A 23,990-nucleotide genomic window follows, 5' to 3' on the forward strand; every position below is an offset into this window, starting at 1 on the left:
CGGTCTATCGGATCCGCCGCTCGGTCTCCTCGCGCAGCCGCGCGCGGATTTCGGCGAATCCCGTTCTACGGAGGAAGGTTCCGTCCCGCCAGACCTCCACCAGCGCACTGTCCGCCTCCTGTTCGGGAGTGGCCTGTTGATGCACGGCGAGTTCGCCCTCGGCATCGGGCAGAACCGCCAGACGTCCCTTGGCGGAGCGTTTGGTTCCCGAGTCGGTCACGGGGGCTTTGAAAATATCCCGGCCCGCCCCGTCGACCTCCACATACGTCGCCTTCATGGCCGAGGAGAAGGTGTCGCGGGTGACGTACTGGTAGGAGTAGGAACCCACGCCGAAGACCACGGTGGTCGAGACGAAACCCATGCGCGCCAGCCGGGCGGTGATCGCCTCGGCGCGGTCGTAGGTGATCGAATCACCGTAGATGACGCCGATGTGCGGATCCAGCACCCGGTAACCCGCGGCATTCACGGTGCCGCCGAATGCATCCCAGAGCAGTCGTACCACCCCGTGGCCCGCGGGGGTGTCGTCCGCATCGGTGCCGCACAGGATGGTCTCCGGATCGCCGGAGTCGGGGCGGATCACCAGGGTGCCCGCACGCGACAGGATCCGATCCCGCAGGGCGGGAAGGGTTTCGGTGAGTACCCGCCACAGGTCGAAGGTGTCGCTCACCACCGAGACGATCCCGCTCGGGTAGAGCTCGAGCAGCCGCCGGTACGTCTCGTCCTCGGACTCCCTGGTGCCCGCGCACATCACCGAATGTTCCGTCGCCGCAACCGAAGCCAGAATCTGCTCACCCGAATCGTCCGGGTAGAAGTAGTCGATCCAGTCGGCCGAGACCAGCGAATCCGAGCCGGTGAACGACAGCAGGTGCGCGGCGCCCGAGGCGGCCGCGGCCTCGATACCTGGCATACCGCGGAACGAGAAATCGTGACCCTGGAAGTCCACGGCACCGGGGTCCGCGCCGGTGGCCCGCGCCCGTTCGGTCAGGAGCCCGCGCAGCCGCCATGCGGTGGTGGCGGAGGTCGAAGGCTGCCAGATCGCCGCCGACAGCGCGGTTTCCAGATAGTTGGTCAGCCAGAAGAAATCGGGGTGGGTGTTCTCCACGGTCAGCACCGGCACGCGCAGCGGCGCCAGGGTGCCCTCGGGCAACGAGCGGATGGACAGCGGTAGGTAGCCGAGTTCGCGCAACGCTCGGATGTGGTCGCTGCCTATCCGATTCGGTCCGAGGATCGAGGTCACCCGGTGCTCGTATTCGGCGCAGACACGGTCCGCGTCGGCGGCGAAGAACCGCGCGAAGGCGTCCTCGAGTACGTCGCGGAGGAAGGCCTGCACCCCGAAGTGCACCACGTGCCGCACGCCGGGAATCCGCGACGCGCGGTGGGTGAGATTGGAATACACCCGCGTGGTCCCGGGCGGGTACTGCCGGCGGTGATCCAGTTTGTAGGCGTCGGTGAGGAACAGCGGGTCGGTGGCGTGGCGGAACATCACAGGATTCCTTCGGCGAGAACGTGAGCGACAATATCGACGAGATGGCGGCGATTCGCGGGTAGTGCGCGGGCTCCGGGATGTGAATCGGTCGAATAGATGTGGGCGTAGGGCGCGAGATTGGCGCTCAGCCGCGCGCCGCCGGAGAACACGCCGTGGGTGACCCACAGGTCGACGCGTGCGGCGGCGGCGAAGTCACCGGCGGCCGCCAGTCCGGCGAATGTGCCGCCGCCGTCGCAGATGTCGTCGACGACGAGCACCCGCCGGTCGACAACCCGGTCTCCGGGGAATTCGAATCCGTCCAGCCGCCCGGTCGCCGGGTCGCGGCGTTTGCGACCGTGGACGATCTCCAGTCCGCCGAGTGCGGCGGCCACCGATCCGGCTCGCTCGCGTGCCCCCGCATCCGGCGCGACGACCAGGTCGTAGTCGCGGGGCAGTGCGGCCGCGGCCAGTGGTCCCAGCGGGATCTCGGTCAGTGTCGGCCCGCGCAGCTTCGACTTCGCCAGCGGCGAGTGGATATCGGCGTAGATCACCTCGTCGGCGAAGGCGTCGATCACGCTCGCGTACACCGCCGCCCCGCACGGCACATCGCGGTCGGTGCGGGCCGCCGGGATGTAGGGCATGAGTACGCGGGCGGATTGTCCTTGCCGTCGAACGAGATCCGCCCACATGCCCAGCGCGAGTAGATCGTCGGGGAAGCCGCCGCGCACCACGGCGAAGCGCGGCGCCGCCGGGTCGAAGGCCGGACCGGTCTTCAGGAACCACTCGCCACCCGGAAACCGCAGGAATTCCAGGTCGTCCGGCTCGGCGCCGTCGGTGGTGCGGACCATCGTCTCGATCATGTATCCACCGTAGCATAGTTTTGGTTGTATTGACCAAAACATTCGACGCGAACTCACAGCGTCTTCGCAGGAATCTCGGAGAATGTTGCGAGCCCCGGCCCCTAGGTTCGAACGATCGGTGAATGGGAGGGCGGGATGAGGATGGCGAGCGCGTCGGTGCGTTGGCGACTACCGGATCGAATGGCCTTCGGGCCCGGCGACCGGTCACGATGGGCGAGCCCCGGCCTGCTGGTATTGCTCGCCGTCACCGCGCTGCTGTACCTGTGGAATCTCGCCGTATCCGGTTGGGGCAATGAGTATTACGCCGCCGCGGCCCAAGCTGGAACGCAGAGCTGGCGGGCGCTGCTGTTCGGCTCGCACGATGCGGGCAATGCGATCACCGTCGACAAGCCGCCCGCCTCGCTGTGGGTAATGGGTCTGTCCGGGAGACTGTTCGGATTCGGTCGGTGGTCGATACTGGTGCCGCAGGCACTGCTCGGGGTCGGTTCGGTGGCGCTGCTCTGCGCCGCAGTGCGGCGCTGGAGCGGGCCGGGCGCGGGCCTGCTGGCCGGTGCGGCTTTTGCCGCTACACCGGTGGCGGCCTTGATGTTTCGCTACGACAACCCGGACGCCCTGCTCACCTTCCTCTTGATCGCCGCCGCCTACTGCACCGTGCGGGCGGTCGAATCGACAGGCGCGCGGTGGCTTTCGCCGAGCACCGGCTGGCTCGCGATGGCGGGAGTGGCCATCGGATTCGCCTTCCTGACCAAGATGATGCAGGCGTTTCTGGTGCTGCCCGCGCTGGTCGTGGTGTTCCTGGTCGCGGCCGCGGGTGGATTCTGGTCCCGGATAAGAGGATTGGTGACCGCGGGCGTGGCAGTGGTCGTCTCCGGCGGCTGGTACGTACTTCTTGTCGCGCTGTGGCCGGCCGATGCTCGGCCCTATATCGGCGGCTCGACCACCAACAGCCTGTGGGAGCTGGCGGTCGGCTTCAACGGCGTCGGCCGACTGCTGGGTGGCCGCGGCAATCCGGGCGGCGAATCCGGCGGTCCCTCGGCGGGCGCGCAGATGGGCGGGGCATTCGGCGGCGAGACCGGGATCACCCGGCTGTTCCGCGACCTGATGGCGACCGAGGTGTCGTGGCTGCTTCCCGCCGCGCTGATCGGATTGTTCGCCGGACTATGGATCACCCGCCGCGCGCCGCGTACCGATCGCCTGCGCGCCGGGCTGATCCTCTGGGGAGGTTGGCTGTGGGGTACGGGCCTGGTCTTCAGCTATATGAGCGGCGTCATGCATCCGTACTACACGGTGGCGCTGGCACCCGGAATCGCGGCCCTCGCGGGCATTTCCGTGACGGAGTCGTGGCGGCGTCGCAGGGACCTCCCGGCGCGGATCATGCTCGCACTATTGGCCGCTGTGACCGGCGTGTGGGCCTTCGTCCTGCTCGGCCGCACCCCCGACTGGCTGCCGTGGTTACGCTGGGCGATTCTGATCGGGGTCCTGCTCGCGGCGGCAGTGCTGCTCGGGAATGCGGGCCGGTGGCGGCGGGTCGCGACAGCCGCCGCCGTCGTCGTCGGACTTCTCGCGGGGCTGGCCGGTACCGGTGTCTACACCGTGGCCACCGCATCCCAACCGCACAGCGGCGGCATCCCCACCTCCGGTCCGCACGGAGGTCGAATGGTCGGTCCACCCGGCGGCATCCCGCATTCCGGCGCGGTGCCGGGGCCGCCCCTGAGCGGGCAACCGACGACGCCGGGCGGGCGGATCGGACCGCCCGGCGACGGTCGGCCGATGCCGGGCGGGCATGCGGGACCGGCCGGAACTCGGCCGAGGACCCTCGGTGGGGTGCCGCCCGTCGGCGCGGCGAACGATATCCCCGATACCGAACTCGAGGCGTTGCTGCGGGATACCGATAGGCGCTGGTCGGCGGCGACGATCGGCTCGTTCATGGCCTCGCGGTTCGAATTGCGCACCGGCACTTCGATCATGGCGATCGGTGGTTTCGGCGGTCGCGACGACGCACCGTCGCTCGAACGGTTCGAGCGGTACGTCGCGGATAGCGAGATTCGCTATTTCCTCCTGGAGGATCGTTCCGCGTTCCGTCCGTCGAGACCGGGTGGTGGTGTCGAGAAGTCGGTGGGTGAACAGATCGCCGAATGGGTACAGACCCACTACACCCCACGGCGGGTCGGCGGTGTCATCGTCTATGACCTCGCCGAGCCGACCGGCTCCTGATCCACCTGGCGAGGGTGTCCGCATCGCAACGGCGCGGGCGGACACCCGTGATGCGGGCCGAGGCCCGGGCGCTATTTGAAACAACAGTGCTTTACGTCACTCATTGCCGGAGGTAGTGTTCCACCTCAGCAAGCTATGTGAATCACCATTCTGTTGATGCAGCTACATGTTCGGCCGGGGGAGATCCAGTCGCGACCGGGTGCTGGAATTCACCGGGAGCATCCGGTCCAGCGCGTCCGATGCCGACCGTCCGGGTCGAAGGGAGAGGAACGCATGGAACTCACGCCACGGCAGCGCGCGGCGCTCGAGTTGATCTGTGACACCTTCGCGCCCGGCGACGGGCTCGGGCTGCCGGGCGCGGGCGAACTGGATGTCGCGGATACGGTGGTCCGGCTGCTCGCGCGCAACCCCCGCGCCGCCGAGCAGAAGCAGGTGGCGACCCTCCTCGGGCTCTGGGATTCACCGCTCATGGGGCTGCTCGCGGGCGCGGGACCGCGCCGGTTCTCCGCGCGCACCGCGGCCGACCGGGAGCGCTTCCTGCTGAACCTGGGCGAATCCCGTTTCGCGGCCAAGCGCGCCATCTTCCAGGCGCTGAAATCGGCCGCGCTGCTTTCGTACTACACCACCCCGGGACCGGCGGGCAGCAACCCGCTGTGGAAGGAGATGGGCTATCCGGCCCCGCCCGGACCGCTGCCCACCGCACCGCAACCCGCGCTGAACCCGGTGCGTCCCACCGAATCCACCACCTTCGAGTGTGATGTCGTGGTCGTGGGTTCCGGCGCGGGCGGCGGCGCGGCCGCGGCGGTGCTGGCCGAGGCGGGTCTGTCGGTCGTGGTGCTCGAACGCGGCGGCTACTACGACGACTCCGATTTCGGCGCGGGCGAACTCGACGGCCTGCTGAAGCTGTACGCACCCGGTCCTTCGGCCACCGCCGAAGGGCAACTCACCCTGGTCGCGGGTGGTTGCCTGGGTGGCGGCACCGTCGTCAACTGGAGCACCTCGCTGCGCACCCCCGACGACGTGCGCGCCGAATGGGCGAGCCTGGGCGCCACCCAGTTCGCCGACGACGAATTCGGCGACGCCCTCGACACCGTGGAGCGCAGGCTCGGCGTCACCTACGACCGCTCGCCGATCTCGGCCCGCGACGGCGTACTGGAACGCGGGCTGGCCGCACTCGGCTGGGACGTCGGCCCGTTGCCCCGCAATGTCACCGATGCCTGCGACGCCGGAATCGACTGCGGGCGTTGCGGATACGGCTGCCGACTCGGCGCCAAACAGTCGGTGACCAAGACCTGGCTCGCCGACGCGGCGGCGCACGGCGCTCGCCTGGTCGTCGGCGCCGACGTCCGCGCGATCGAGGTGCGCAACGGCCGCGCCGAGGGTGTGCGCGCGGTGACCGCCGACGGCGCCGAGATCCGGGTCGAGGCCCGCGCGGTGGTGGTCGCGGCGGGCGCCATCCAGACCCCGGCGCTATTGCGCCGCTCCGGGCTGCGCAACAAGAACATCGGCAACTACCTGCGCCTGCATCCGGCCTCCGCGGTCTTCGGCACCTTCGACGAGGAGATCCGGCCCTGGGAGGGCGGGCTACAGACCCGGATCTCGCGGCAGCACCGCGACCTCGGCGACGGCTACGGCGTCATCTACGAGACCGGGCCGCTGCATCCGGGTCTGCTGGTCGGCTTCATGGGGTGGCGCGGCGGCGCGGAGCACCGGGCGGCGATGCTGAACCTGGCGCGCACCGCGGCGGTCGGCGTCATCACCCGCGATCGCGATCACGGCACCGTCACCGTGGACGGCAGCGGTGAGGCGGTCGTCAAGTACCGCATGTCGGCCCGCGACGCCGCCCATATGCACACCGGAATCGAGGGCGCGGCACAGATTCTGGAGGCCGCGGGGGCGAAGAAGATCTTCTCGGGCCATCAGGCGGGCGTGGATTACGAACCCGGCGTGCGCGGTTCGCATGCGGAGTTCGCCGCGGCCTGTCGCGCCGCGGGATACGCACCCGCGCGGTGCGGTATGGGCGCACTGCACATCATGGGTTCGGCGCGCATGGGCGGATCCCGCGATACCGCCGCGACCGATCCCGACGGTGCGACCTGGGAGGTGCCGAATATCGTCGTCGCCGACGCGTCCTGCTTCCCGACCGCATCCGGCGTCAACCCTATGGTCTCGATCGAGGCGATCGCTTATATGAACGCGAAACGCCTTGCCGCCCGGTTGAGCTGAGTATCGGCCGGTGCCGGGCTCAGATCGCCTGAATGCCCTTCAACACCGCGCGCAGCAATTCGGTATTGCCCGGACCCGCCGCCGGTGCCGGATCGGGGGAGCGGAATTTCAGCAGGCCGTCGTCGATGAGATCGCCGACCAGGATCTTGGTCGAGGTCAGCGGCAGATTCAGCTGGGCGGCCAACTCCGCCACCGAGAGCGAGGTGCGGCTCAGCCTCAGAATGTCGGCGTATTCCGGCTCCGGACGCCGGGGCTGCACGCCCACGCTCGCGTTCACCACCAGCGTGAGCATGTCCAGATCGGGCCGGGCGCTGCCGGATCGCCCGCGGGTGACGGCGTAGAGACGCACGAGAGGCCCCGCCTCCTCGTCGTACCAGGACTCACGCTCGTCGTTCATGACCGTCGGGAACCGACTTCATCGAGCGGATGGGGGCGTGGGTCGACGGACAGGTGGGCGCCGACCCGCTGCACGGTCTGGTTCATCTCGTAGGCCACCATGCCCATATTCGCGGTCTCCGCGGTCAGCAGGGCGAGGCAGGCGTTGTCGCCCGCGGCGGTGATGAACAGGACGGCGCGGTCCAGCTCCACCACCGTCTGACAGACCCCGCCGACATCGAAATGCGAACCCGCGCTGCGTGCGACACCGTGCAGGGTCGAGGCCATGGCGCCGAAACGCTCGGCGTCGGACCGGGACATCGCGGTGCCGTGTCCGAGCAGCAGGCCGTCGGTCGACAATACGACGGCATAGCGGACATCGGGCAGCCGCTCGATGAGGTCGTCGAGCAACCAATCGAGGCTACGGGGCTTGGGTTTCGTCACCGGCACCTTCTTGTCGATCGAATTGCTTTGCGGGTACGTCGATATCGACGCGGTTCAGGCGCCCCTGCCGGGTGCCGTTTTCGATGGCCGACATCAGGCTGCGCGCTTCCTCGGCGGAACGTGGCCGCGGCATCGTGACGGAGGTGGATCGCTCGGCCGTGATGGAGGTGGATCGCTCAGCCGTCACGGAAGTGGATCGCTCAGCTGCGGCCTCGGCTGCCGGGCGGCGGCGGCGCGGCAACGCGGGTTTGTCACTACCGTTGGCCGGTACCGCGACGGTCGGTTCCGCGGCGGCGACGGCCGTCGCGACGGCGACGGGCACGAATGCCGAGCCGGTCGCGGGTTCGGCGGGTTCGGTGCGCTTTTCCGTGGGCTCGGGATCGCCGCTCGTGGTGATGAGCGCGGCCGGTACCACCACGATCGCCTTGATGCCGCCGTAGTCGGATTCCGTCAGGCGCACCGAAACGCCGTGCCGTGCCGCCAACTTCCCGACCACGAAGAGGCCGAGCCGGGCGTCGCTGGAGAGCGCGGCGACGCTGAAGTCCGGCGGATCGGCCAGTAGTGTGTTGCGTTCCGCGAGCTCGGCCCCCGACATCCCGAGGCCCTGATCGGAGATTTCGATGGCCACGCCCTTGCCCACCACATTGCCGGAGATATCGACCCGCGATTCCGGGGGCGAGAAGGCGGTCGCATTGTCGGTCAGCTCGGCGACCAGGTGGATGAGGTCGGCCACGGCGCTGCCCGCAATGCGCAGGTCGGGCAGCCTTCCGGTCTGAATCCTGGTGTAGTCCAGGCTTTCCGCCACCGCGCTGCGCACCAGGTCCATCAGCGGCACCGGGTTGCGCCAGCGCCGCCCTGGCTTCTCACCGCCGAGAATGATCAGGTTCTCGGCGTTGCGGCGGGCCCGGGTGGCCAAATGGTCGAGCTGGAACAGCACGTCGAGCTTGCCGGGGTTTTCCTCCTCGCGCTCGGCCTTGTCCAGCAGCGCGAGCTGGCGGTGCACCATGACCTGGCTGCGGTGGGCGATATTCAGGAATACCGCGTTCACGCCCGCGCGGGTCTTCGATTCCGCAACGGCGGCGACCACCGCCGCGGTGTGGGCACGGTTGAATGCATCGGCGACCTGGCCGATTTCGTCGGCGCCGAAGTCGAGCGGCGCGAGCGCCACCTCCTGGTCGATCTCCTTGCCGTCGCTGAGCGTGCGAATGGTGTCGGGTAGCCGCTCGTCGGCCAGTTCGAGGGTGTCACGGCGTAGTCGTCGCATCCGGCCGATGAAGCGATTGGCCAGGTACAGCGCGGCCAGGAAGGCCAGCAGGGTCACCACGAGCACCGCGAGACCGCCGTACGCGGAGTTCGACGCGATCTCTTCGCTGGTGACCTTGGCGGTGTTGTGTGCGTCGCGGGTCTGGTCTTCCCACAGCTTCAGCAGGTCCGAGCGCACCTGGGCGGAGGCGGACTGCCACTCCGGGACGCCGATCGGAAGCGCCGCCGTGGTCGTCTGCGCACTGCGCCTACTCGCGCCGCCGCTCGTTGTCGACCGGCTGCTGGAGCTCGTGGAATCCTCCGACGAGGCGCTGTCTTCCGGCTGCACCACACCGCGGCGAATGAGGGCATCCTCCATCATGGTGAGCTGCTGCCAGCCGGTGCCTTCGGTGATCGTCTTCAGCTGCGCCAGCCGGGTGCCGGTCAATACCGAACCGACGTAGGTGATTTCGCCTCGCGCGTCCCCGACGTAGCGGCTGAACTCGATGAGCTGCTCGGCGGAGAACTGGTTCGTGAGCAGCGCCGTCGAGCCGATCGTGCCTGCCCGCGACACCGCCTCGGACGCTCGCAGCGCGTGTACCGCCTTGTACAGCTCCACCGCGATCTGGGCGTCCGGCGCGACCTCCGCACCCAGCAGCGACGCCAGCACAATGGTGTCGATGACCCCGGTGTAGGCCGCGAAGACCTGGGCGGCGGGCGCCGCACGCGCGTCGATCGCTTTCCGCAACACCGGAAGTTGCTGGTACAGCCTGTCGTAGCCGTCGATATCACCGTTGAGGTCGGGTCGCAGCGCGCGGGCCGCATCGCCCTGCAGCTGGAGGGCGGCCAGCGCGTTGTCGGAGTTCTTCCTGGTTGCGGCCAGGCTGTCGGTGGCGGTCGTGTCGCCCGCCAGGTGCAGCATCGAGGCTCCCCGCTCGGCCTGGAACGCCTCCACCATCAGCAGGGCGGGCGTGGTGATCGTGCTCCCCAGCTCGGCCCAATTCTTCGCGTGTTTGCCGTTGTTCACCAGGTAGCCGGCGGCGCCGATGCCGATACCGAGCAACGCGACACTGGGAATGAGAACGATGGCCAGCAGCCGCGTCCTGACTCCCATAGGTCCGCGCGAACGCCCGCGCCTCAACACACTGATCAATAACTTGCGGGGGAACCTGCTGCCAAGCACCGGTGATCTAGCCTACTTCTGGGCATTGCGGCCCCATTGCGCCCGGCCCGCGAAGACCGGTAACCGGCGCGGCACCGGTTCTATCCCGAGTTACCCTAGTCACTGAAATAACGGTTACGCAACAACTTCGACTCGGCGTATGCAACCTCGCCCTCGACCGCTCAGAGCCGTTGACTATCACCCGTGAAGGCTGTGAGTCGCGGATCGGACGTTTGCACCCTGGGCGATGTCGACGACAAGAGGATTGTCGGCGCGGTCGTGCGCGTGCTCGGGATTGCGCGCCACGCAAGGGATTGTGGCAGCTTCCCCACCGTGTTGAGCGCCGTCGAGTCCCGCGGAAGTGGTGTTTGGAGCGAAGAAATGACTCAGGCCAGTCGGATTGGATTCCAACTGGCCTGAGTCTTTTGTAGCGGGGACAGGATTTGAACCTAACCAAAATTGCCTGACGCAGCACTAGCCTGCACAGAACTCCACCGTCGACCGCAGCAGGTCCCCCTGACGCGGCACACGCCCCAAACTCACCCCAGCATTCTGCTCGAGCCCAGCCGGGACCGCACGAAAACACCAATCGCCTAGCCGGTCTTTGTCTTGCACTCCTCGGTGAGGGTTCTGGCGGAATGTTCTGGGGTCTTCGATGTGGCTGTTTGGCGCCACGGCAGTAGCAGTGTGCTGGACAGTAGCGCGATGGTGGCGAAGGTGATCGCGGTGTGGATGCTGGTTGTGGCGGCGATGAATCCCCCCAAGGCGATGAAGGCTGGCTGGAAGCATTTGGCGCTGATCGACCAGGCAGTGCCGACTCGTGCCATGTGGTAGTCGGCGGTGTGGTTCATCCGGTAGGTGGTGAAGACGGGGTTGAATACGCCCGCGCAGAACAGCAGTAGTGTCTCCGCGGCCATGATCGTGATCAGGCCGAGAACGCCTGGGCCCGCGGCGAGCAGCAACCCCATCCAGCATGTCCGTAGGGCGCCGAAACCGAGGAGGATTACGCGCTGTCCGAACCGGTCCACAAGTTTTGTCGTGCACAGCGAGCCGAGCAGACCTCCGAGACCTGGTATTCCGAGCGCCAGCGCGTATTGCCACGGCGCGAAGCCCAGTTCTCGCAGCATCAGTAGCGCGACCAATGGTGTGGTGAGCAGGAGCGAACCGCCGAAGATCATGGCGTTCCAGAACAACCGGTGCAGAACCGGTTGGCCGAAAATATAGGTCCAGCCGCTGCGAATATCAGTAACCCAGTGATGCTCCGGTTTCTGGTGGGCCGGTTCGGGTTCCGCGGTCTTGATGGTTCGGATGCCGAGTGCGGACAGTAGAAAGCTGATCGCGTTGATCGCCACGGTGACCGTACTGCCGAACAACGAGATGAGCGCCCCGCCAGCCGGAACACCGACTGTAGTGACGGTCCAGAACGTTGTCTCGAACCTGCTGTTGGCCCGGACCCGGCCCGATTCAGGCACCAGCGACTTAAGATACGCGCCGTTGGCGGCGCTGAACACGATGCTGCCGATGGTTTGAACCGCGACGACCACACACAGCTGCGCATAGGTCAGTAGATCCAGCCACGCCGCCACCGGGATGCTGGCCAACGCAGCGAACGCTGCAAGATCCGCCGCCACCATCGTCGGGCGCTTCCGCCGGAACTCGATGAACGAACCCAACGGCAGCGCGATGATGGCACTGGCCGTACCCGCCAGCGCCGCCATCAGCGACACCTGCAGATCCGTGGCATCCACGACCAGGATCGCGATCAACGGCAGCGCCCCCGTCCCGAGAGCGCTGCCTACCTGCCCGACAGTGAATGCGCCCCACAGACGATAGAAATCCGCTGGAAGTCGAACACCAGTCGTGACGGTTGACATCATCCTCCGAGTCGTCTCATGCCGGTCGGTGTCGCCGTATCCGGGTGGGCTGCTCGGCAATACATCTACGCCGGGCGGGCGAAAGCATCTCCTGCGCCGGCGCCCACCGCTGTCTTGGGTGGGTGCAGTAGGGTGAGCGCGAGTTTTGAGGGTGGTGGGAGGTTACCGCGGTGGGTCAGACGCTTGCGCCCGGGCAGACTTTCGCTGGCTACGGCATCGAGCGCCTGCTGGGGGTCGGGGGTATGGGCGAGGTGTATCTCGCCCAGGACCGGGATCTACCACGGATGGTTGCGCTGAAACTGCTCAGCCGCGCCATGACCGGGGACGCGGATATCCGGCGGCGGTTCCTGCACGAGGCCGAGATCGCAGCGCGACTTTCGCATCCCAATATCGTGACCGTCTACGCGCGCGGACAGGAAGATGATCAGCTGTGGATGGCCATGCAGTACATCGACGGCACCGATGTCGCCGAGGTGTTGCGCAATGGACCGCTCCACCCCGAACAAGCGGTCCGGGTCGTCAGCGAGACCGCTAAAGCCCTAGATCACGCCCATAATTCGGGAATCCTCCACCGAGACGTGAAGCCCGCCAACATCTTGCTTGGCCGCAGTGGGCTGGAGCAGGTGTTCCTGGCGGATTTCGGTATAGCGAAGGCGCTGGACCAGGTCACCAACCTGACCCGCACCGGCGAACTGCATGCCAGTTTCCAATACGCGGCACCCGAACAGATGGACGTGAACGTCGAAATCGACCGCCGTGCCGATGTTTACGCGCTGGGCTGCACCCTCTATCACATGCTGACCGGCGCCTACCCGTATCCAGGCAACACTGCAGCCCAGCTCATCCACGGTCATCTGAATCAGCCGGTTCCCTTGCCGAGCCACCAGATCCCCTCGGTACCAACCGCTTTCGACAATGTTATCGCGATTGCACTCGCCAAGGACAGGAACTACCGGTTCGCCAGCTGCGGGGAATTGGCCTCGGCGGCGGAGCAGGCGCTGGTCGGCCACAGGGTAGCGGCGCCGCCCACGGTGCGGTCCAAGGCCCCTCGGCGGCGCGGTCGCCAACTGCTCCTTGCCGCTGTGGGACTCGCCCTTGTCGTCGGCCTGGCCGGAGCTGGCGCGGTTGTGCTGACGATGCGCAATTCCGTTAGTAGCGCCCAGACCGCCGAACAACGCAGTGAAGCCGCCCGGTTGGCGGCGTGCAACTACATGCGCGTGATATCGACCTATGATTACCGCAATCTCGATCAGTACGAGCGTGATGTGTTCTCCGGCGCGACAGGGGATTTCAAGACCGATTTCCAGAGATCGTTCTCCGACCTGCGCACTGCCATGACCTCTGCGCAGGTTCGGTCCCGGGTGGGCGACCTCCAATGCTTCATGAAGACCGCCGACGCGGACCGCCCCGAGGTTGCGGTGCTGGGTACCCAGCTCCGTACCAACGCCAACTCCGCAGGCAAGGAGGAATCCATCGCGGTCTCGGTCATCATGACCATGGAAAAGGTCGGTGATCACTGGCTGTGCAGCAAGGTCCAATCACCCCAGACGAAGTAGCGTTGTAGCCGAGTCCATTTGGGCGCACGGGCCTCACCTCCCGCTCGGCATTGGACAACGCCACGGGCCCAGCCTTGGCGACGATCCTGCACAGTCGCTGCCGCGAGGCCAACGCCGCTCTGATTCTGTGATCTTCGAGGCCCCGTGCCGGTTCGCCCCCCCGTGCGGGGCCTCGTCGGATTACACTCTGCGCGAACAGCGTTGGAAGGGGGGCGCATGGCCAAGATCATTGCGTTGCTGGCCGAGGGTTTGTTCCGTCGCGAGCTGCTGGTGGGGGCAATCTTGCTCTCGACGTTCACGATCGTAGTCGCGCTGAACTCGGCGGAAGCCGGTTGGAGAATCGGCTACTCCGTGGCGGGGGCACTGGGGATTGTCGGGGCGTTCGCTGCCATGCGTGGCAATTGGCGAATCCAATGGCTGGGGTCGGTCGGAATTATCGTCGCCAACGTCGTCCTTCTGGTTGTTCACGGAAGAATTTCCGGATAGTTTTCCAAACCACTTTCACTGGGATCTATATGTCTGAGTTCACCGTCGAGATCGCCGACCTTCGTGGCTGGGCCGCGCAAACCGGACGTTCTGGCACACATCTCTTCGAAGCCCACAACTTCGCGGTTCGAAATATAAACGACGCGGACTTCGGCCGAATAATGAATCTCATCAAGGGCGACTACGAGAAGATCCTGCCCGCACTCCATGCCGTGCTGCTGGCAAGCAATGAGAACATGGACAAGGCCAAGCGGGCGTTGGAGATATCGGCTGATGAATACGTAAACGCCGACAGAAACTTCGCTAAGTCATTCGCCGATCTCGACGCCGGAATCAATGTGACCGTCACCGACGACGGTGTAGCGAACGGATTCGACGATTTGTCGGGGCCTACGGCCTATCTGAAGGATCCGAGTAGTCGCGCCAAGGAAATTCCAACGGTGTCCTTCGGTATTCTGTGGGACCGAGTCTGCGATCTCCTTGTGCTCCTGGGTGCCTCTGATCCGCGCGAGGAGGTCGCGAAACTCCTTGCCGGGGACACCATGAAAGCCTCGCGGCAAGCTGACGCGTGGCGCATGCTGGCCGAGTTGATCGATGACGTGGACGCTAACCTGGCCAGCGGCCAGACTTCGATCTCGAAGACATGGAAAGGCAACGCCGCGAACTCCGCTAGCGCTCATTTCGGCGCTTGGAAGACAAAATTCGAGAACCTCGAGTCAGTCATGCGGAAAGTGGCGCAGGCCCTCGACGATGCGGCCGAGCAGGCGGTGAACCTGGCGCAGAACATCACCGACGCTTTCGTATTGATTGTCAGCGTCATTGCCGCCGGATTCACGAAGGCTTCGATCCCGCTGTACGGCCAGGCGTATCTGGCCAAAAAGGGCTGGGAAGCCATCCAACTGTACAAGGGCGTGATAACTGTGTTGAATGTTTTCTTCACCTTGCTGCGCTCGATTGTCAACCTTTTCATCTCGGGGGTTTCGGAATTCAGTCGAGAATCGTTGCCCAACCCGCCGCAGGTTTAGTTCGAAAGTGAGGTTCAACCATGGCAGCCGTTGATAAAAGTGGTCAGTACGAGTCCATCCTTGCGGACCTGAAATCGGAGATCAGCAAGTTACGCGAGGAAACGCAACGGGTCGCCCAAGCGAACGTGACATCGGCCGAAGAGGCACAGCAGCTGAGCCAGCTGGCCACGTCGGGCGAGCTGGGCGCGGAGATGCAGCAGGCGGCCAGCCTGGTGGCTGGTGGCAGTGAAAACTGGGATTCCCTGTTCTCCGGCAAGTCGGCGAACTCCGCTCTTCTCGAACCAATTATGCAGGCCAACGCCGGTAAGTACGGCGGGGAATTGTCCGCCAAGATCAAGGCCGATCCTGTCCCCGGCGTCGTCGAGTAGCGCTGCCCTACACAGCCACTGCTACCGCGCGGCAGACGGGCGAGTTGCCCACCTGCCCGATTACGAACGTGGCTTGGGCCGGGGCGGGCGGGCCCACCCCGCCCGGTGAGGCGGGGTGGGTGGGGCTATACGTTGCGTACGGCGGAGGTGACGGCGCGGGCGATGGTGGCGGCGGTGTCGGTGGGGTCTGTCAGCGTGTGAACGGTCGCGCCGGTCAGCGGATCGGACCACTCGGAGTCCGGGGCCAGCCACAACACCGCGCATCGGCTGGCGCGTAACCGGTCGAGGCGTTTTTGGGCGGTGGTGCGGGGACCGGTCCGCTCAATACGCGAACCTTTCCCGATGAGTTGGTTCGACAGCCTCGCAGGAGGTTTCGGCGCCGGGGCTGATGAAGTTCTACGGTGATCTGCTCGTCTGCGGCCGCGTCAAGAAGGACACCAACACCATCATGTACCAGTACTGGTCGCGGCAGAAAAGAAGGCGGTGACACCCCGACACCCCGGGACCTGGGCACGGCATGTGATGTGTCAATCCACGCTGCTCGGGCCGCGATCTGCCGCTACAAGATCGGCCGGTTTCCGGTGCCACAACCGGAAGGGTTGGCGCCCAAAACGGTTCGCAACATCCACACCATGGTTCACCGGGCGCTCGCGGATGCGGTGGCGTGGAGGTACGTCGTCGACAATCCCGCCACGTCGGCCGAGCCGCCCAGGGTGATCCGCAAGACGAGGCCGGTGTGGAATCCCGAACAGGCCTCCGAGTTCATGGCCTACATCCGCAAGGACCAGTTCTACGCGCTGTTCCGGCTCGAGCTCACCACCGGACAGCGGCGCGGCGAAATATGTGGAGTCCGCTGGTGATCTCTCGATCTCGACAGAGCCATGCAGTCGACCCACGAAAGCCGCGTGGTCGTCGCCGGTCACGCAGCGGACGGTCAGATGAAATCCGATGACTCCGCACGCCAAAACGCACTCGACCCCGACACTGTCCAAGCGCTACGAGACTGGAAGACCATCCAGGACGCCGAGCGGAAGTTCTTTGGTGCGGACTACCAGGACACCGACCGAGTGTTCGCCTGGGAGGGCGGGCGGGCCGGTCCACCCTGATTCGATCCGAGAACGGTTCAAACGCCTCGCTGTCGAGGCTGGGTTGCCGGAGATCCGCTTCTACGATCTGCGGCACTCCTACGTCACCGGAGCCTTGGCGGCCGGTATCAGCCCCAAGGTGGTCACCGAACGGGTCGGGTACGCCGATGCGGCATTCACCCTGAAGACCTACTCGCATGTGCCGCCCGGCATGAACGAACAGGCAGCGGTCCGCGGTGCCACTTACCTACTGGGTGACACGAACACCGACGGGGCTGCCAGTCCTGAGCCTGGCTAAGATTCCCGAACCCGCTCCCATCCACCTATGAAAATGGCCCGGAATCTGTTGATTCCGGGCCATTTTCATAGTAGCGGGGACAGGATTTGAACCTGCGACCTCTGGGTTATGAGCCCAGCGAGCTACCGAGCTGCTCCACCCCGCGTTGGGTGGTTACAACCTTACACGCGCGGCGGGGATGGGGCCTAATCGCCTGGTCAGGCGGCCATCAGCCGAATTTTATGCCCTGGGCGAGTGGGAGTTCGGCGGAGTAATTGACGGTGTTGGTGGCGCGGCGCATATAGGCCTTCCAGGAGTCCGAACCGGATTCGCGTCCGCCGCCGGTCTGCTTCTCGCCGCCGAAGGCGCCGCCGATCTCGGCCCCGGAGGTTCCGATATTGACATTGGCGATGCCGCAGTCCGAGCCGTCGGCGGCCAGGAAACGTTCGGCCTCGCGCTGGTCGGAGGTGAAGACCGAGGACGAAAGCCCTTGGGGTACCGCATTGTGCAGCGCGATGGCGTGGTCGAAATGGTGGTAGCCGAGGACGTAGAGGATGGGGGCGAAGGTCTCCTCGCGGACCACCGCGGTCTGCGCGGGCATCCGGACGATGGCCGGGCGCACGTAGTACGCGTCGTCACCGCAGACCTCGACACGATCACCGCCGCAGACCAATTCGCCTCCGTCGGCGAGCGCTCGGTCCAGCGCCTCGCGCATGCCGTGATACGCCCGCTCATTGATCAGCGGCCCGACCAGCACCCCGTCCTCGAGCGGATTACCCACCCGCAGTTGCCGATACGCGCTCGCGACCCGATCCAGCAGCGGTCCGACCACGTCGACGTGCACGATCAGCCGCCGCAGTGTGGTGCAGCGTTGCCCGGCGGTGCCCGCGGCGGCGAAGACGATGCCACGGGCGGCCAACTCGAGATCGGCCGACGGGGTGACGATGGCCGCGTTATTGCCGCCGAGCTCCAGCAGGCACCGCCCGAAACGCGCGGCCACCCGCGGCGCCACGATCCGGCCCATCCGCACCGAACCGGTCGCGCTGACCAGCGCCACCCGTTCGTCGTCGACCAGTCGCGCGCCGACCTCGGCCCCGCCCTGGATCAACTGGTGCACTTGCGGATCCACGCCGACGTCGGCGGCCGCACGCCGCAACAGGGTGTGGCAGGCGAGCGCGGTGAGCGGGGTCGTCTCCGACGGCTTCCACACCACGGTGTCCCCGCAGACCAGCGCGAGCGCGGTATTCCAGGCCCACACCGCGACGGGGAAGTTGAACGCCGAGATCACCCCGACCACGCCGACCGGATGCCAGGTCTCCATCAGCCGATGCCCCGGCCGCTCCGAAGGCATGGTCCGGCCGTACAGCTGGCGTGACAGCCCGATGGCGAATTCGCAGATGTCGATCATCTCCTGGACCTCGCCGACGGCCTCGGCGCCGATCTTGCCCGCCTCCAGGGTGACCAGCTCACCGAGCTCGGTCTTGTGCGCGGTCAGCAGCTCGGCCAACCTGCGTACCACCGCGGCGCGGCCCGGCGCGGGCACCGTGCGCCACGCCTGGAAGGCTGTGGCGGCGCGGGCGATCGCGGCGTCGACCTCGTCCAGGGTGTCGGCCCGCAGCGTCAGTAGCTCCCCGCCGGTGATCGGAGTGCGGGCGGGCAGATCGCCGGGCTCGGGGATTTCGGCGCCGAGCCCGAGCAGCAATGCCGCGCTGCGCTCGGAGAGTTCATGGGTGAGGTGATCGCTGAGGATATCTGTCATCGCTTGCTCCGCTGTGCCTTTGATGCTGAGATGTTGCCGGATGTGAACGAGTCGTAGTTTTCGCCACGAGTCGCGCCCGCTGGGTTAGCCTTCGCTGATGGCGGATACACCGGCAAGACCCGTACTCGATGACATCGATCGCCTGCTGATTCGTGAACTGATGGCCGATGGTCGCGCCACCCTGTCGAACCTGGCCGAAAAGGCGAGCCTATCGGTGTCGGCGGTGCAATCGCGAGTGCGCAGGCTAGAGGCGCGCGGGGTGATACGCGGCTATACAGCGCACGTCGACCCCGAGGCATTGGGACAGCTGCTGTCGGCATTCGTCGCCATCACTCCTCTCGACCCGTCACAACCCGATGACGCCCCAGCCGTGCTGCAACATATCCCGGGAATCGAGGCATGCCACTCGGTGGCGGGTGACGAGAGCTACGTGTTGCTGGTGCGGGTGGCCTCGCCGCGGCACCTCGAACAGCTGCTGCAGGAGATCAGGGCGACCGCCAACGTCAGGACTCGAAGCACCATCATTCTGCAGACATTCTACGACAGGTAGCCGACGGCCGGAATTTATGCCGAGTTCGTGTAGAGATTCCGTAAATTATTACGTAACCTACGGGTGTGACCCTCGAACTGGAACACACCCGCTCGGGCGGTGACAGCGCACACGTCACCCCCGCGACCCGGGTACACGAGATTCTGTCCGCGCACATCCTCGCCGACGGTTTCGATCTGGTACTGGACCTACGGCAATCCCGTGGCTGCCGGCTCGTCGATGAACGAGACGGCAGTTCCTACCTCGACATGTTCGGCTTCTTCGCGTCCAACGCGCTGGGCATGAACCATCCGGCACTCGCGGACGACCAGCAGTTCCGTGCCGAGCTGGCCATCGCCGCACTCAACAAGCCGAGCAACTCCGACATGTATACGGTCGAGATGGCCCGATTCGTGGAAACTTTCGTGCGGGTGGTCGGCGATCCGCGGTTGCCGCACCTGTTCTTCATCGACGGCGGCGGGCTCGCGGTGGAGAATGCCCTCAAGGTCGCCTTCGACTGGAAGAGCAGGCATAACGAATCCCACGGCAGGCCAGCGGGACTCGGCACCAAGGTGCTCCACCTGACCGGCGCCTTCCATGGCCGCACCGGATATACGCTATCGCTGACCAACACCGATCCGGTGAAGACCGCGCGTTTCCCGAAGTTCGGCTGGCCGCGCATCGACGCGCCCTACCTGGCCGATGGCTGCGATATCGAAGCGGCGGAAGCCCGCGCACTCGACCAGGCGCGCCGAGCATTCGACGAAAACCCGCACGACATCGCCTGTTTCATCGCCGAACCGATCCAGGGCGAGGGCGGCGACCGGCACCTGCGACCGGAATTCCTCGCTGCGATGCAGCGGCTGTGCCACGAATACGACGCGCTGTTCGTCCTGGACGAGGTACAGACCGGTGTCGGTATGACCGGAACCACCTGGGCCTACCAGCAACTCGGACTCGAACCCGATGTGGTGGCCTTCGGCAAGAAGACCCAGGTGTGCGGTGTGATGGCGGGCGGGCGCGTCGACGACGTGCCCGACAATGTGTTCGCCGTCAGCTCCCGGCTCAACTCCACGTGGGGCGGCAACCTCACCGATATGGTGCGCACCCGGCGCATCCTCGAGGTGCTGGAGCGCGACGAACTCATCGACAAGTCCCGTGCGCTCGGCGCGCACCTGCTGCAGCGCCTGGAGGAGTTGGCGGCGGCGCATCCGCGGGTCACCGAACCGCGCGGACGCGGGCTCATGTGCGCGATCACGCTCTCCACGGCGCAGTTGCGCGATCAAGTGCTCACCGCGCTATGGGAACGCGAGCATGTGCTGATCCTCGGCACCGGCGAACGCGGCATCCGATTCCGGCCGCCGCTGACCGTGACCGTCGAGGAACTGAATGTTGCTGTCGATGCGCTGGACCGGGTGCTTTTGTCGGTGGAATGATTCCGGGGTGGGTCGCCGCTGGCGTGGATTACCGAGGAATTCGCCAGTTACCCCCTAGGCTTCGCACCCATGTCATCCCCGTCTTCACCACCATCCGGCACGGTGCGGCGCGTGAAACGACTGTGCCGGCACCGCGCGGCCGCCCCCCGGTCGGGCCATCGCCCGGCTACCGCACCCCATACCCTCATAGCCTCGGTCGTCATGCTGGCGGCGGCGGGTTGCTCCGCGGGCGAAGCCGGCTCGGTCGGCACCGCGAGCACATCGAACAGCCCGACGATCGCCACACCGAGCAGCTCCGTGACGCCGCCACCGCAGATCGCGAATCTGCTGCCCGGTATGCCGCCGCCGCTGTCGCCGACCGATGTATACGCCGCGAACCGTGAGCTGAGTCCGGAGGTCGCCGACCATCGGCCGCTGGTCTATGTGCCCAATAGCGAGTCCAATACCGTTTCGGTGATCGACCCCAATACCTTTCAGGTCATCGACACCTTTCCCGCGGGCGGTCTGGAACCGCAGCACGTGGTGCCCTCCTATGACATGCAGACGCTGTACGTCACCAATGATCTGCCCATCGGCGGCGGCAGCCTGCGGCCGATCGATCCCCGCACCGGGATACCGGGCGAGCCGTTCCCGGTGCGTGACCCATACAACATGTACTACACACCGGACGGCCGGTACGCCGTCGTCGTCGCCGAGGCGGACCGATCCCTCGACTTCTACGACCCGAGGACCTGGAACAAGGAATTCGCCATGCCGGTACCCGACTGCGCGGGCGTGGACCATATGGACTTCACCGCCGACGGCCGCTTCGCCCTGGCCAGCTGTGAATTTATCGGCCGGATGCTGGTTTTCGACGTCGCGGAGCGCAAGCCGATCAAGACCATCGACCTGGCCGGCGGGCGCGCGGGCAAACCGCAGGACGTGAAGCTCTCACCGGACGGGCTGACCTTCTACGTGGCCGATATGGTCGCCGACGGCATGTACGCCTTCGATGCGCTCACCTTCGAGAGCAAGGGCTTCGTGCCCACCGGGAAGGGGGCGCACGGACTGTATGTCACCCGCGACTCCCGGCAGATGCTCATCACCAACCGCCACGAGGGGAGCATCTCGGTCTGGGATTTCGCCGAGAACCGGCTGGTGTACAAGTGGTTCGTACCCGGCGGAGGTAGCCCGGACATGGGCAATATCTCCGCCGACGGGCGGATCTTCTGGGTGTCCGGCCGGCACCACGGCGAGGTGTACGCCATCGACATAGTCAACTGGACGTTGCTGGCGCGGATCCCGGTGGGGCGTGGGGCGCACGGGCTGACCGTATGGCCGCAGCCCGGGCGGTATTCGACCGGGCATACGGGGGTGATGCGGTAGGACTCGCTGAGCGCGGTCTCACCCGATCCGCAGCCCCAACGCACCCTCGGCGAACCGGCGTACCGTCGTCAGCCCCGCGTCCAGCGCCGGTTCGAAACCCTCGCGAGCCCAGCCGGTGAGCGCGGCGGTGCCGTCGGGAGCCGGGGTGACGCCGATCTCCGCCACCATCTCCGCGGTGGTCGGCTCGCATACCGCCCACGAGTAGTGGGTTTCGTTGTCCCACTCGGCGGCTCGCCTGGCGACGTATCCGGGGTCGGTGATTCCGCCCGCGGCGAGCGCCGGCCGGTCATCGATGCGGTCGTCGGCGCGTAAGGCACGCAGGTACCAGCTGCCCGCGTTGATCTCGATCGGTTCCATCAGGCCCGGCCCTCCCCGCGGTCGCGGCGATGGTGTCTCCCGCCGAAGACCAGCGTGCCCACCAGCGGAACCGCCAGGAACCACAACCAGCTGCCGGTGACGAAGAACAGGATCAGCGCGACGATCGGGACCACCGCCGCGATCCGCTCCGGCCACTCCGCCAGGAATCCGTGCTCGCGTTTCGCGGGCACGTCCGCGGCGGCCAACGGCTCGGGTGGAAGATCATTGAAGACCTTGTCCAACTCGCCACGGGTCATCGCGGCCGCGACAATCGCGCTGCGCTCGTCGAACTCCGCGACACTGAGCCGTCCGGCCGCGAAATTATCCGATAGCCGCCGCAAAGCGTCCTCACGCTCGGCGGTGCCGATCCGGATATCCGGTAGTTCCTCCACGAGGAAAGGCTAGCGCGGGCCACGGGTCCGGCGGCGCGGGCGGTAGCGGGTTCGGTTGGGTGTGAATTCGGTTGGGCAGGGGCGTGGGCGGACGTCGGGGAGGTCACACTGTTCGCGCTGTTCGCGGCGGCGGGGCGGGGCTAGGCTCCAAGTGAGGCTGGGCGCTCCGGCATTCATGCCGTGAACTGGTCTTTCGTTGGCGTGCCCGGTCATTCGAGCGCCCGGCAGGCCACAGCGGCGTACGTCAACGGTGACTGGGAGGTTCGCGATGGGCGACGCTCGGTTCGGTCGCTATCGGCTGGAACGGCTGCTCGGCAAGGGTGGGATGGGGCAGGTCTGGCTCGCGCACGATACCGACGCCGAGCGGCGGGTTGCGCTGAAGCTGTTACCCGCCGAGCTGGCCGCGGACGCCGGTTACCGCACGCGGTTCGAGCGGGAGGCGGAGCTCGCTGCGGCACTGCGCGATCCGCATATCGTGCCGATCCACCGGCACGGCGAGATCGATGGACGACTGTTCATCGAGATGGAGTTCATCGAGGGCACCGAACTGGCGGCGCGACTGGCCGCGGGTGGCCCGATGGACGCGCACGCCGCCGTGGAGATCCTCGGCCAGATCGCGTCCGCCCTCGACACCGCGCATCGAGCGGGCCTGGTGCACCGCGATGTGAAGCCGTCCAACATCCTGGTGCGGCCCAGCGGATTCGCCTATCTGATCGATTTCGGCATTGCCCGCAGCGCGGGCCAGACCGCCGTCACCGCCACCGGACTGGCCATCGGCACCTGGGCGTATATGGCGCCGGAACGTTTCAGCGGTAAGTCCGATGCCCGCTCCGACGTGTACTCGCTGGCCTGCGTCCTCTACGAATGCCTGACCGGACGCCGCCCCCACGGCGATACCGATCCGGCCCAGCAGATGCACGGTCACCTGATGATCGACCCGCCCCGCGCGGTCACCCTGAACCCGGCCATCCCCGCGGAGCTGGACCAGGTCATCGCCCGCGGCATGGCGAAGAACCCCGCCGACCGCCATCCCAGCGCGGGCGCGTTCGCCCGCGCCGCGGCCACCGCGCTCCCGCCGACCCCCAACCATGGCGCCCCGCGACAGCGCCCACGGAGGATCGCGTCGAGCGACCGGACCCCCGCACCGAACCCGAGGCCGCCGATCGATACGCCCGGCGCATCGCACGATCACGTTGCCGCACCGCCTGTTCCGGCAGCGACGAAGATGCTGACGGACCCGGGTCCGACGCCGACCCGGGTGGAAACCTCGGCGTCGGCCGGGCGGGTACCCGGGCCGGATCAGCAGGTGTCGAGTGGTGATCCCGCGGGGTCGATCGGCCGGGTGCCGGATGCCGTGGCGGGTCGCCCGCCGGTGCCGACGAAGATGCTGACGGAGCCGGGTCCGACGCCGACCCGGGTGGAAACCTCGGCGTCGGCCGGGCGGGTACCCGGGCCGGATCAGCAGGTGTCGAGTGGTGATCCCGCGGGGTCGA

23 protein-coding genes and 1 tRNA gene are annotated in these 23,990 nt (G+C 66.6%); 13 read left to right on the top strand and 11 right to left on the bottom strand.

Annotated features, from left to right (window positions below; genetic code table 11):
* Window positions 1–4: 4 nt before the first annotated feature.
* Window positions 5–1,483, bottom strand: coding sequence for a nicotinate phosphoribosyltransferase (locus AB0H61_RS07675; protein WP_357300513.1), 1,479 nt, complete (start codon window positions 1,481–1,483; stop codon window positions 5–7).
* Complete coding sequence (locus tag AB0H61_RS07680; protein ID WP_357300514.1) at window positions 1,483–2,325, bottom strand: phosphoribosyltransferase family protein; 843 nt, start codon at window positions 2,323–2,325, stop codon at window positions 1,483–1,485. The genes AB0H61_RS07675 and AB0H61_RS07680 overlap by 1 nt, the downstream gene beginning before the upstream one ends.
* 141 nt (window positions 2,326–2,466) lie before the next feature.
* Here AB0H61_RS07680 and AB0H61_RS07685 point away from each other — a divergent pair, with 141 nt between their 5' ends.
* A complete protein-coding gene (locus AB0H61_RS07685) occupies window positions 2,467–4,539 on the top strand; it encodes a glycosyltransferase family 39 protein (RefSeq protein WP_357300598.1) in 2,073 nt (690 codons plus the stop codon).
* Window positions 4,540–4,812: 273 nt separating this feature from the next.
* The gene (locus AB0H61_RS07690) at window positions 4,813–6,765 is read left to right on the top strand and encodes an FAD-dependent oxidoreductase (RefSeq protein WP_357300515.1); all 1,953 of its coding nucleotides are present in this window, start codon (window positions 4,813–4,815) and stop codon (window positions 6,763–6,765) included.
* Window positions 6,766–6,784: 19 nt separating this feature from the next.
* On the opposite strand, the gene AB0H61_RS07695 is transcribed toward AB0H61_RS07690, so the two are convergent.
* The 4 genes from AB0H61_RS07695 to AB0H61_RS07710 form a co-directional block, all read right to left on the bottom strand.
* Window positions 6,785–7,162 carry a DUF742 domain-containing protein gene (locus AB0H61_RS07695; protein WP_357300517.1) on the bottom strand — a complete coding sequence of 126 codons (378 nt, stop codon included), beginning with the start codon at window positions 7,160–7,162 and terminating at the stop codon, window positions 6,785–6,787.
* Window positions 7,159–7,584, bottom strand: coding sequence for a roadblock/LC7 domain-containing protein (locus tag AB0H61_RS07700; RefSeq protein ID WP_357300519.1), 426 nt, complete (start codon window positions 7,582–7,584; stop codon window positions 7,159–7,161). The genes AB0H61_RS07695 and AB0H61_RS07700 overlap by 4 nt, the downstream gene beginning before the upstream one ends.
* A complete protein-coding gene (locus AB0H61_RS07705; RefSeq protein ID WP_357300521.1) occupies window positions 7,562–9,940 on the bottom strand; it encodes a nitrate- and nitrite sensing domain-containing protein in 2,379 nt (792 codons plus the stop codon). The genes AB0H61_RS07700 and AB0H61_RS07705 overlap by 23 nt, the downstream gene beginning before the upstream one ends.
* A gap of 641 nt (window positions 9,941–10,581) precedes the next feature.
* Window positions 10,582–11,865, bottom strand: coding sequence for an MFS transporter (locus tag AB0H61_RS07710; RefSeq protein ID WP_357300523.1), 1,284 nt, complete (start codon window positions 11,863–11,865; stop codon window positions 10,582–10,584).
* Window positions 11,866–12,032: 167 nt separating this feature from the next.
* Here AB0H61_RS07710 and AB0H61_RS07715 point away from each other — a divergent pair, with 167 nt between their 5' ends.
* The 4 genes from AB0H61_RS07715 (at window position 12,033) to AB0H61_RS07730 (ending at window position 15,297) form a co-directional block, all read left to right on the top strand.
* Window positions 12,033–13,418, top strand: a complete 1,386-nt coding sequence (locus AB0H61_RS07715) for a serine/threonine-protein kinase (RefSeq protein ID WP_357300525.1) — start codon at window positions 12,033–12,035, stop codon at window positions 13,416–13,418.
* A 216-nt stretch (window positions 13,419–13,634) separates the two neighbouring features.
* Entirely contained in the window at window positions 13,635–13,904 is a 270-nt protein-coding gene (locus AB0H61_RS07720; protein WP_357300527.1) for a hypothetical protein, read from the top strand.
* Window positions 13,905–13,933: 29 nt separating this feature from the next.
* Window positions 13,934–14,929, top strand: coding sequence for a hypothetical protein (locus tag AB0H61_RS07725; protein ID WP_357300529.1), 996 nt, complete (start codon window positions 13,934–13,936; stop codon window positions 14,927–14,929).
* A gap of 20 nt (window positions 14,930–14,949) precedes the next feature.
* Window positions 14,950–15,297, top strand: coding sequence for a hypothetical protein (locus AB0H61_RS07730; RefSeq protein WP_357300530.1), 348 nt, complete (start codon window positions 14,950–14,952; stop codon window positions 15,295–15,297).
* A 125-nt stretch (window positions 15,298–15,422) separates the two neighbouring features.
* On the opposite strand, the gene AB0H61_RS07735 is transcribed toward AB0H61_RS07730, so the two are convergent.
* Window positions 15,423–15,554 carry a hypothetical protein gene (locus AB0H61_RS07735; protein WP_357300532.1) on the bottom strand — a complete coding sequence of 44 codons (132 nt, stop codon included), beginning with the start codon at window positions 15,552–15,554 and terminating at the stop codon, window positions 15,423–15,425.
* A gap of 375 nt (window positions 15,555–15,929) precedes the next feature.
* Here AB0H61_RS07735 and AB0H61_RS07740 point away from each other — a divergent pair, with 375 nt between their 5' ends.
* The 3 genes from AB0H61_RS07740 (at window position 15,930) to AB0H61_RS07750 (ending at window position 16,680) form a co-directional block, all read left to right on the top strand.
* Complete coding sequence (locus AB0H61_RS07740) at window positions 15,930–16,157, top strand: hypothetical protein (RefSeq protein ID WP_357300533.1); 228 nt, start codon at window positions 15,930–15,932, stop codon at window positions 16,155–16,157.
* A 78-nt stretch (window positions 16,158–16,235) separates the two neighbouring features.
* Window positions 16,236–16,403 (top strand): hypothetical protein, encoded by a 168-nt coding sequence (locus tag AB0H61_RS07745; protein ID WP_357300605.1) that lies wholly within the window; start codon window positions 16,236–16,238, stop codon window positions 16,401–16,403.
* The gene (locus AB0H61_RS07750; RefSeq protein ID WP_357300535.1) at window positions 16,339–16,680 is read left to right on the top strand and encodes a tyrosine-type recombinase/integrase; all 342 of its coding nucleotides are present in this window, start codon (window positions 16,339–16,341) and stop codon (window positions 16,678–16,680) included. The genes AB0H61_RS07745 and AB0H61_RS07750 overlap by 65 nt, the downstream gene beginning before the upstream one ends.
* 71 nt (window positions 16,681–16,751) lie before the next feature.
* Here the strand turns inward: AB0H61_RS07750 and AB0H61_RS07755 are convergent.
* Both AB0H61_RS07755 and AB0H61_RS07760 read right to left on the bottom strand, forming a co-directional pair.
* A tRNA-Met gene (locus tag AB0H61_RS07755) sits at window positions 16,752–16,825 on the bottom strand.
* 63 nt (window positions 16,826–16,888) lie between these two features.
* A complete protein-coding gene (locus AB0H61_RS07760) occupies window positions 16,889–18,418 on the bottom strand; it encodes an aldehyde dehydrogenase family protein (RefSeq protein WP_357300537.1) in 1,530 nt (509 codons plus the stop codon).
* A gap of 97 nt (window positions 18,419–18,515) precedes the next feature.
* Between AB0H61_RS07760 and AB0H61_RS07765 the strand changes: the two genes are divergently transcribed.
* The 3 genes from AB0H61_RS07765 to AB0H61_RS07775 all read left to right on the top strand — a co-directional run bounded on the left by AB0H61_RS07765 (window position 18,516) and on the right by AB0H61_RS07775 (window position 21,748).
* Complete coding sequence (locus tag AB0H61_RS07765; protein WP_040686931.1) at window positions 18,516–18,968, top strand: Lrp/AsnC family transcriptional regulator; 453 nt, start codon at window positions 18,516–18,518, stop codon at window positions 18,966–18,968.
* A gap of 65 nt (window positions 18,969–19,033) precedes the next feature.
* Window positions 19,034–20,383: an L-lysine 6-transaminase gene (gene lat / locus AB0H61_RS07770; protein WP_357300539.1), complete on the top strand. Its 1,350-nt coding sequence runs from the start codon at window positions 19,034–19,036 to the stop codon at window positions 20,381–20,383.
* Window positions 20,384–20,584: 201 nt separating this feature from the next.
* Window positions 20,585–21,748 (top strand): hypothetical protein, encoded by a 1,164-nt coding sequence (locus AB0H61_RS07775; protein WP_357300540.1) that lies wholly within the window; start codon window positions 20,585–20,587, stop codon window positions 21,746–21,748.
* Between the two features lie 18 nt (window positions 21,749–21,766).
* Here AB0H61_RS07775 and AB0H61_RS07780 read toward each other — a convergent pair whose 3' ends face one another.
* On the bottom strand, window positions 21,767–22,105 hold the full coding sequence (locus tag AB0H61_RS07780) for a hypothetical protein (RefSeq protein WP_357300542.1): 339 nt from the start codon (window positions 22,103–22,105) through the stop codon (window positions 21,767–21,769).
* Entirely contained in the window at window positions 22,105–22,497 is a 393-nt protein-coding gene (locus AB0H61_RS07785; protein ID WP_357300543.1) for a DUF1707 domain-containing protein, read from the bottom strand. The genes AB0H61_RS07780 and AB0H61_RS07785 overlap by 1 nt, the downstream gene beginning before the upstream one ends.
* Before the next feature lie 268 nt (window positions 22,498–22,765).
* Here AB0H61_RS07785 and AB0H61_RS07790 point away from each other — a divergent pair.
* A partial coding sequence (locus AB0H61_RS07790) for a protein kinase (protein ID WP_357300545.1) occupies window positions 22,766–23,990 on the top strand: 1,225 nt, incomplete at its 3' end.

It is taken from the genome of Nocardia sp. NPDC050710, assembly GCF_040654375.1.
GTDB lineage: Bacteria > Actinomycetota > Actinomycetes > Mycobacteriales > Mycobacteriaceae > Nocardia.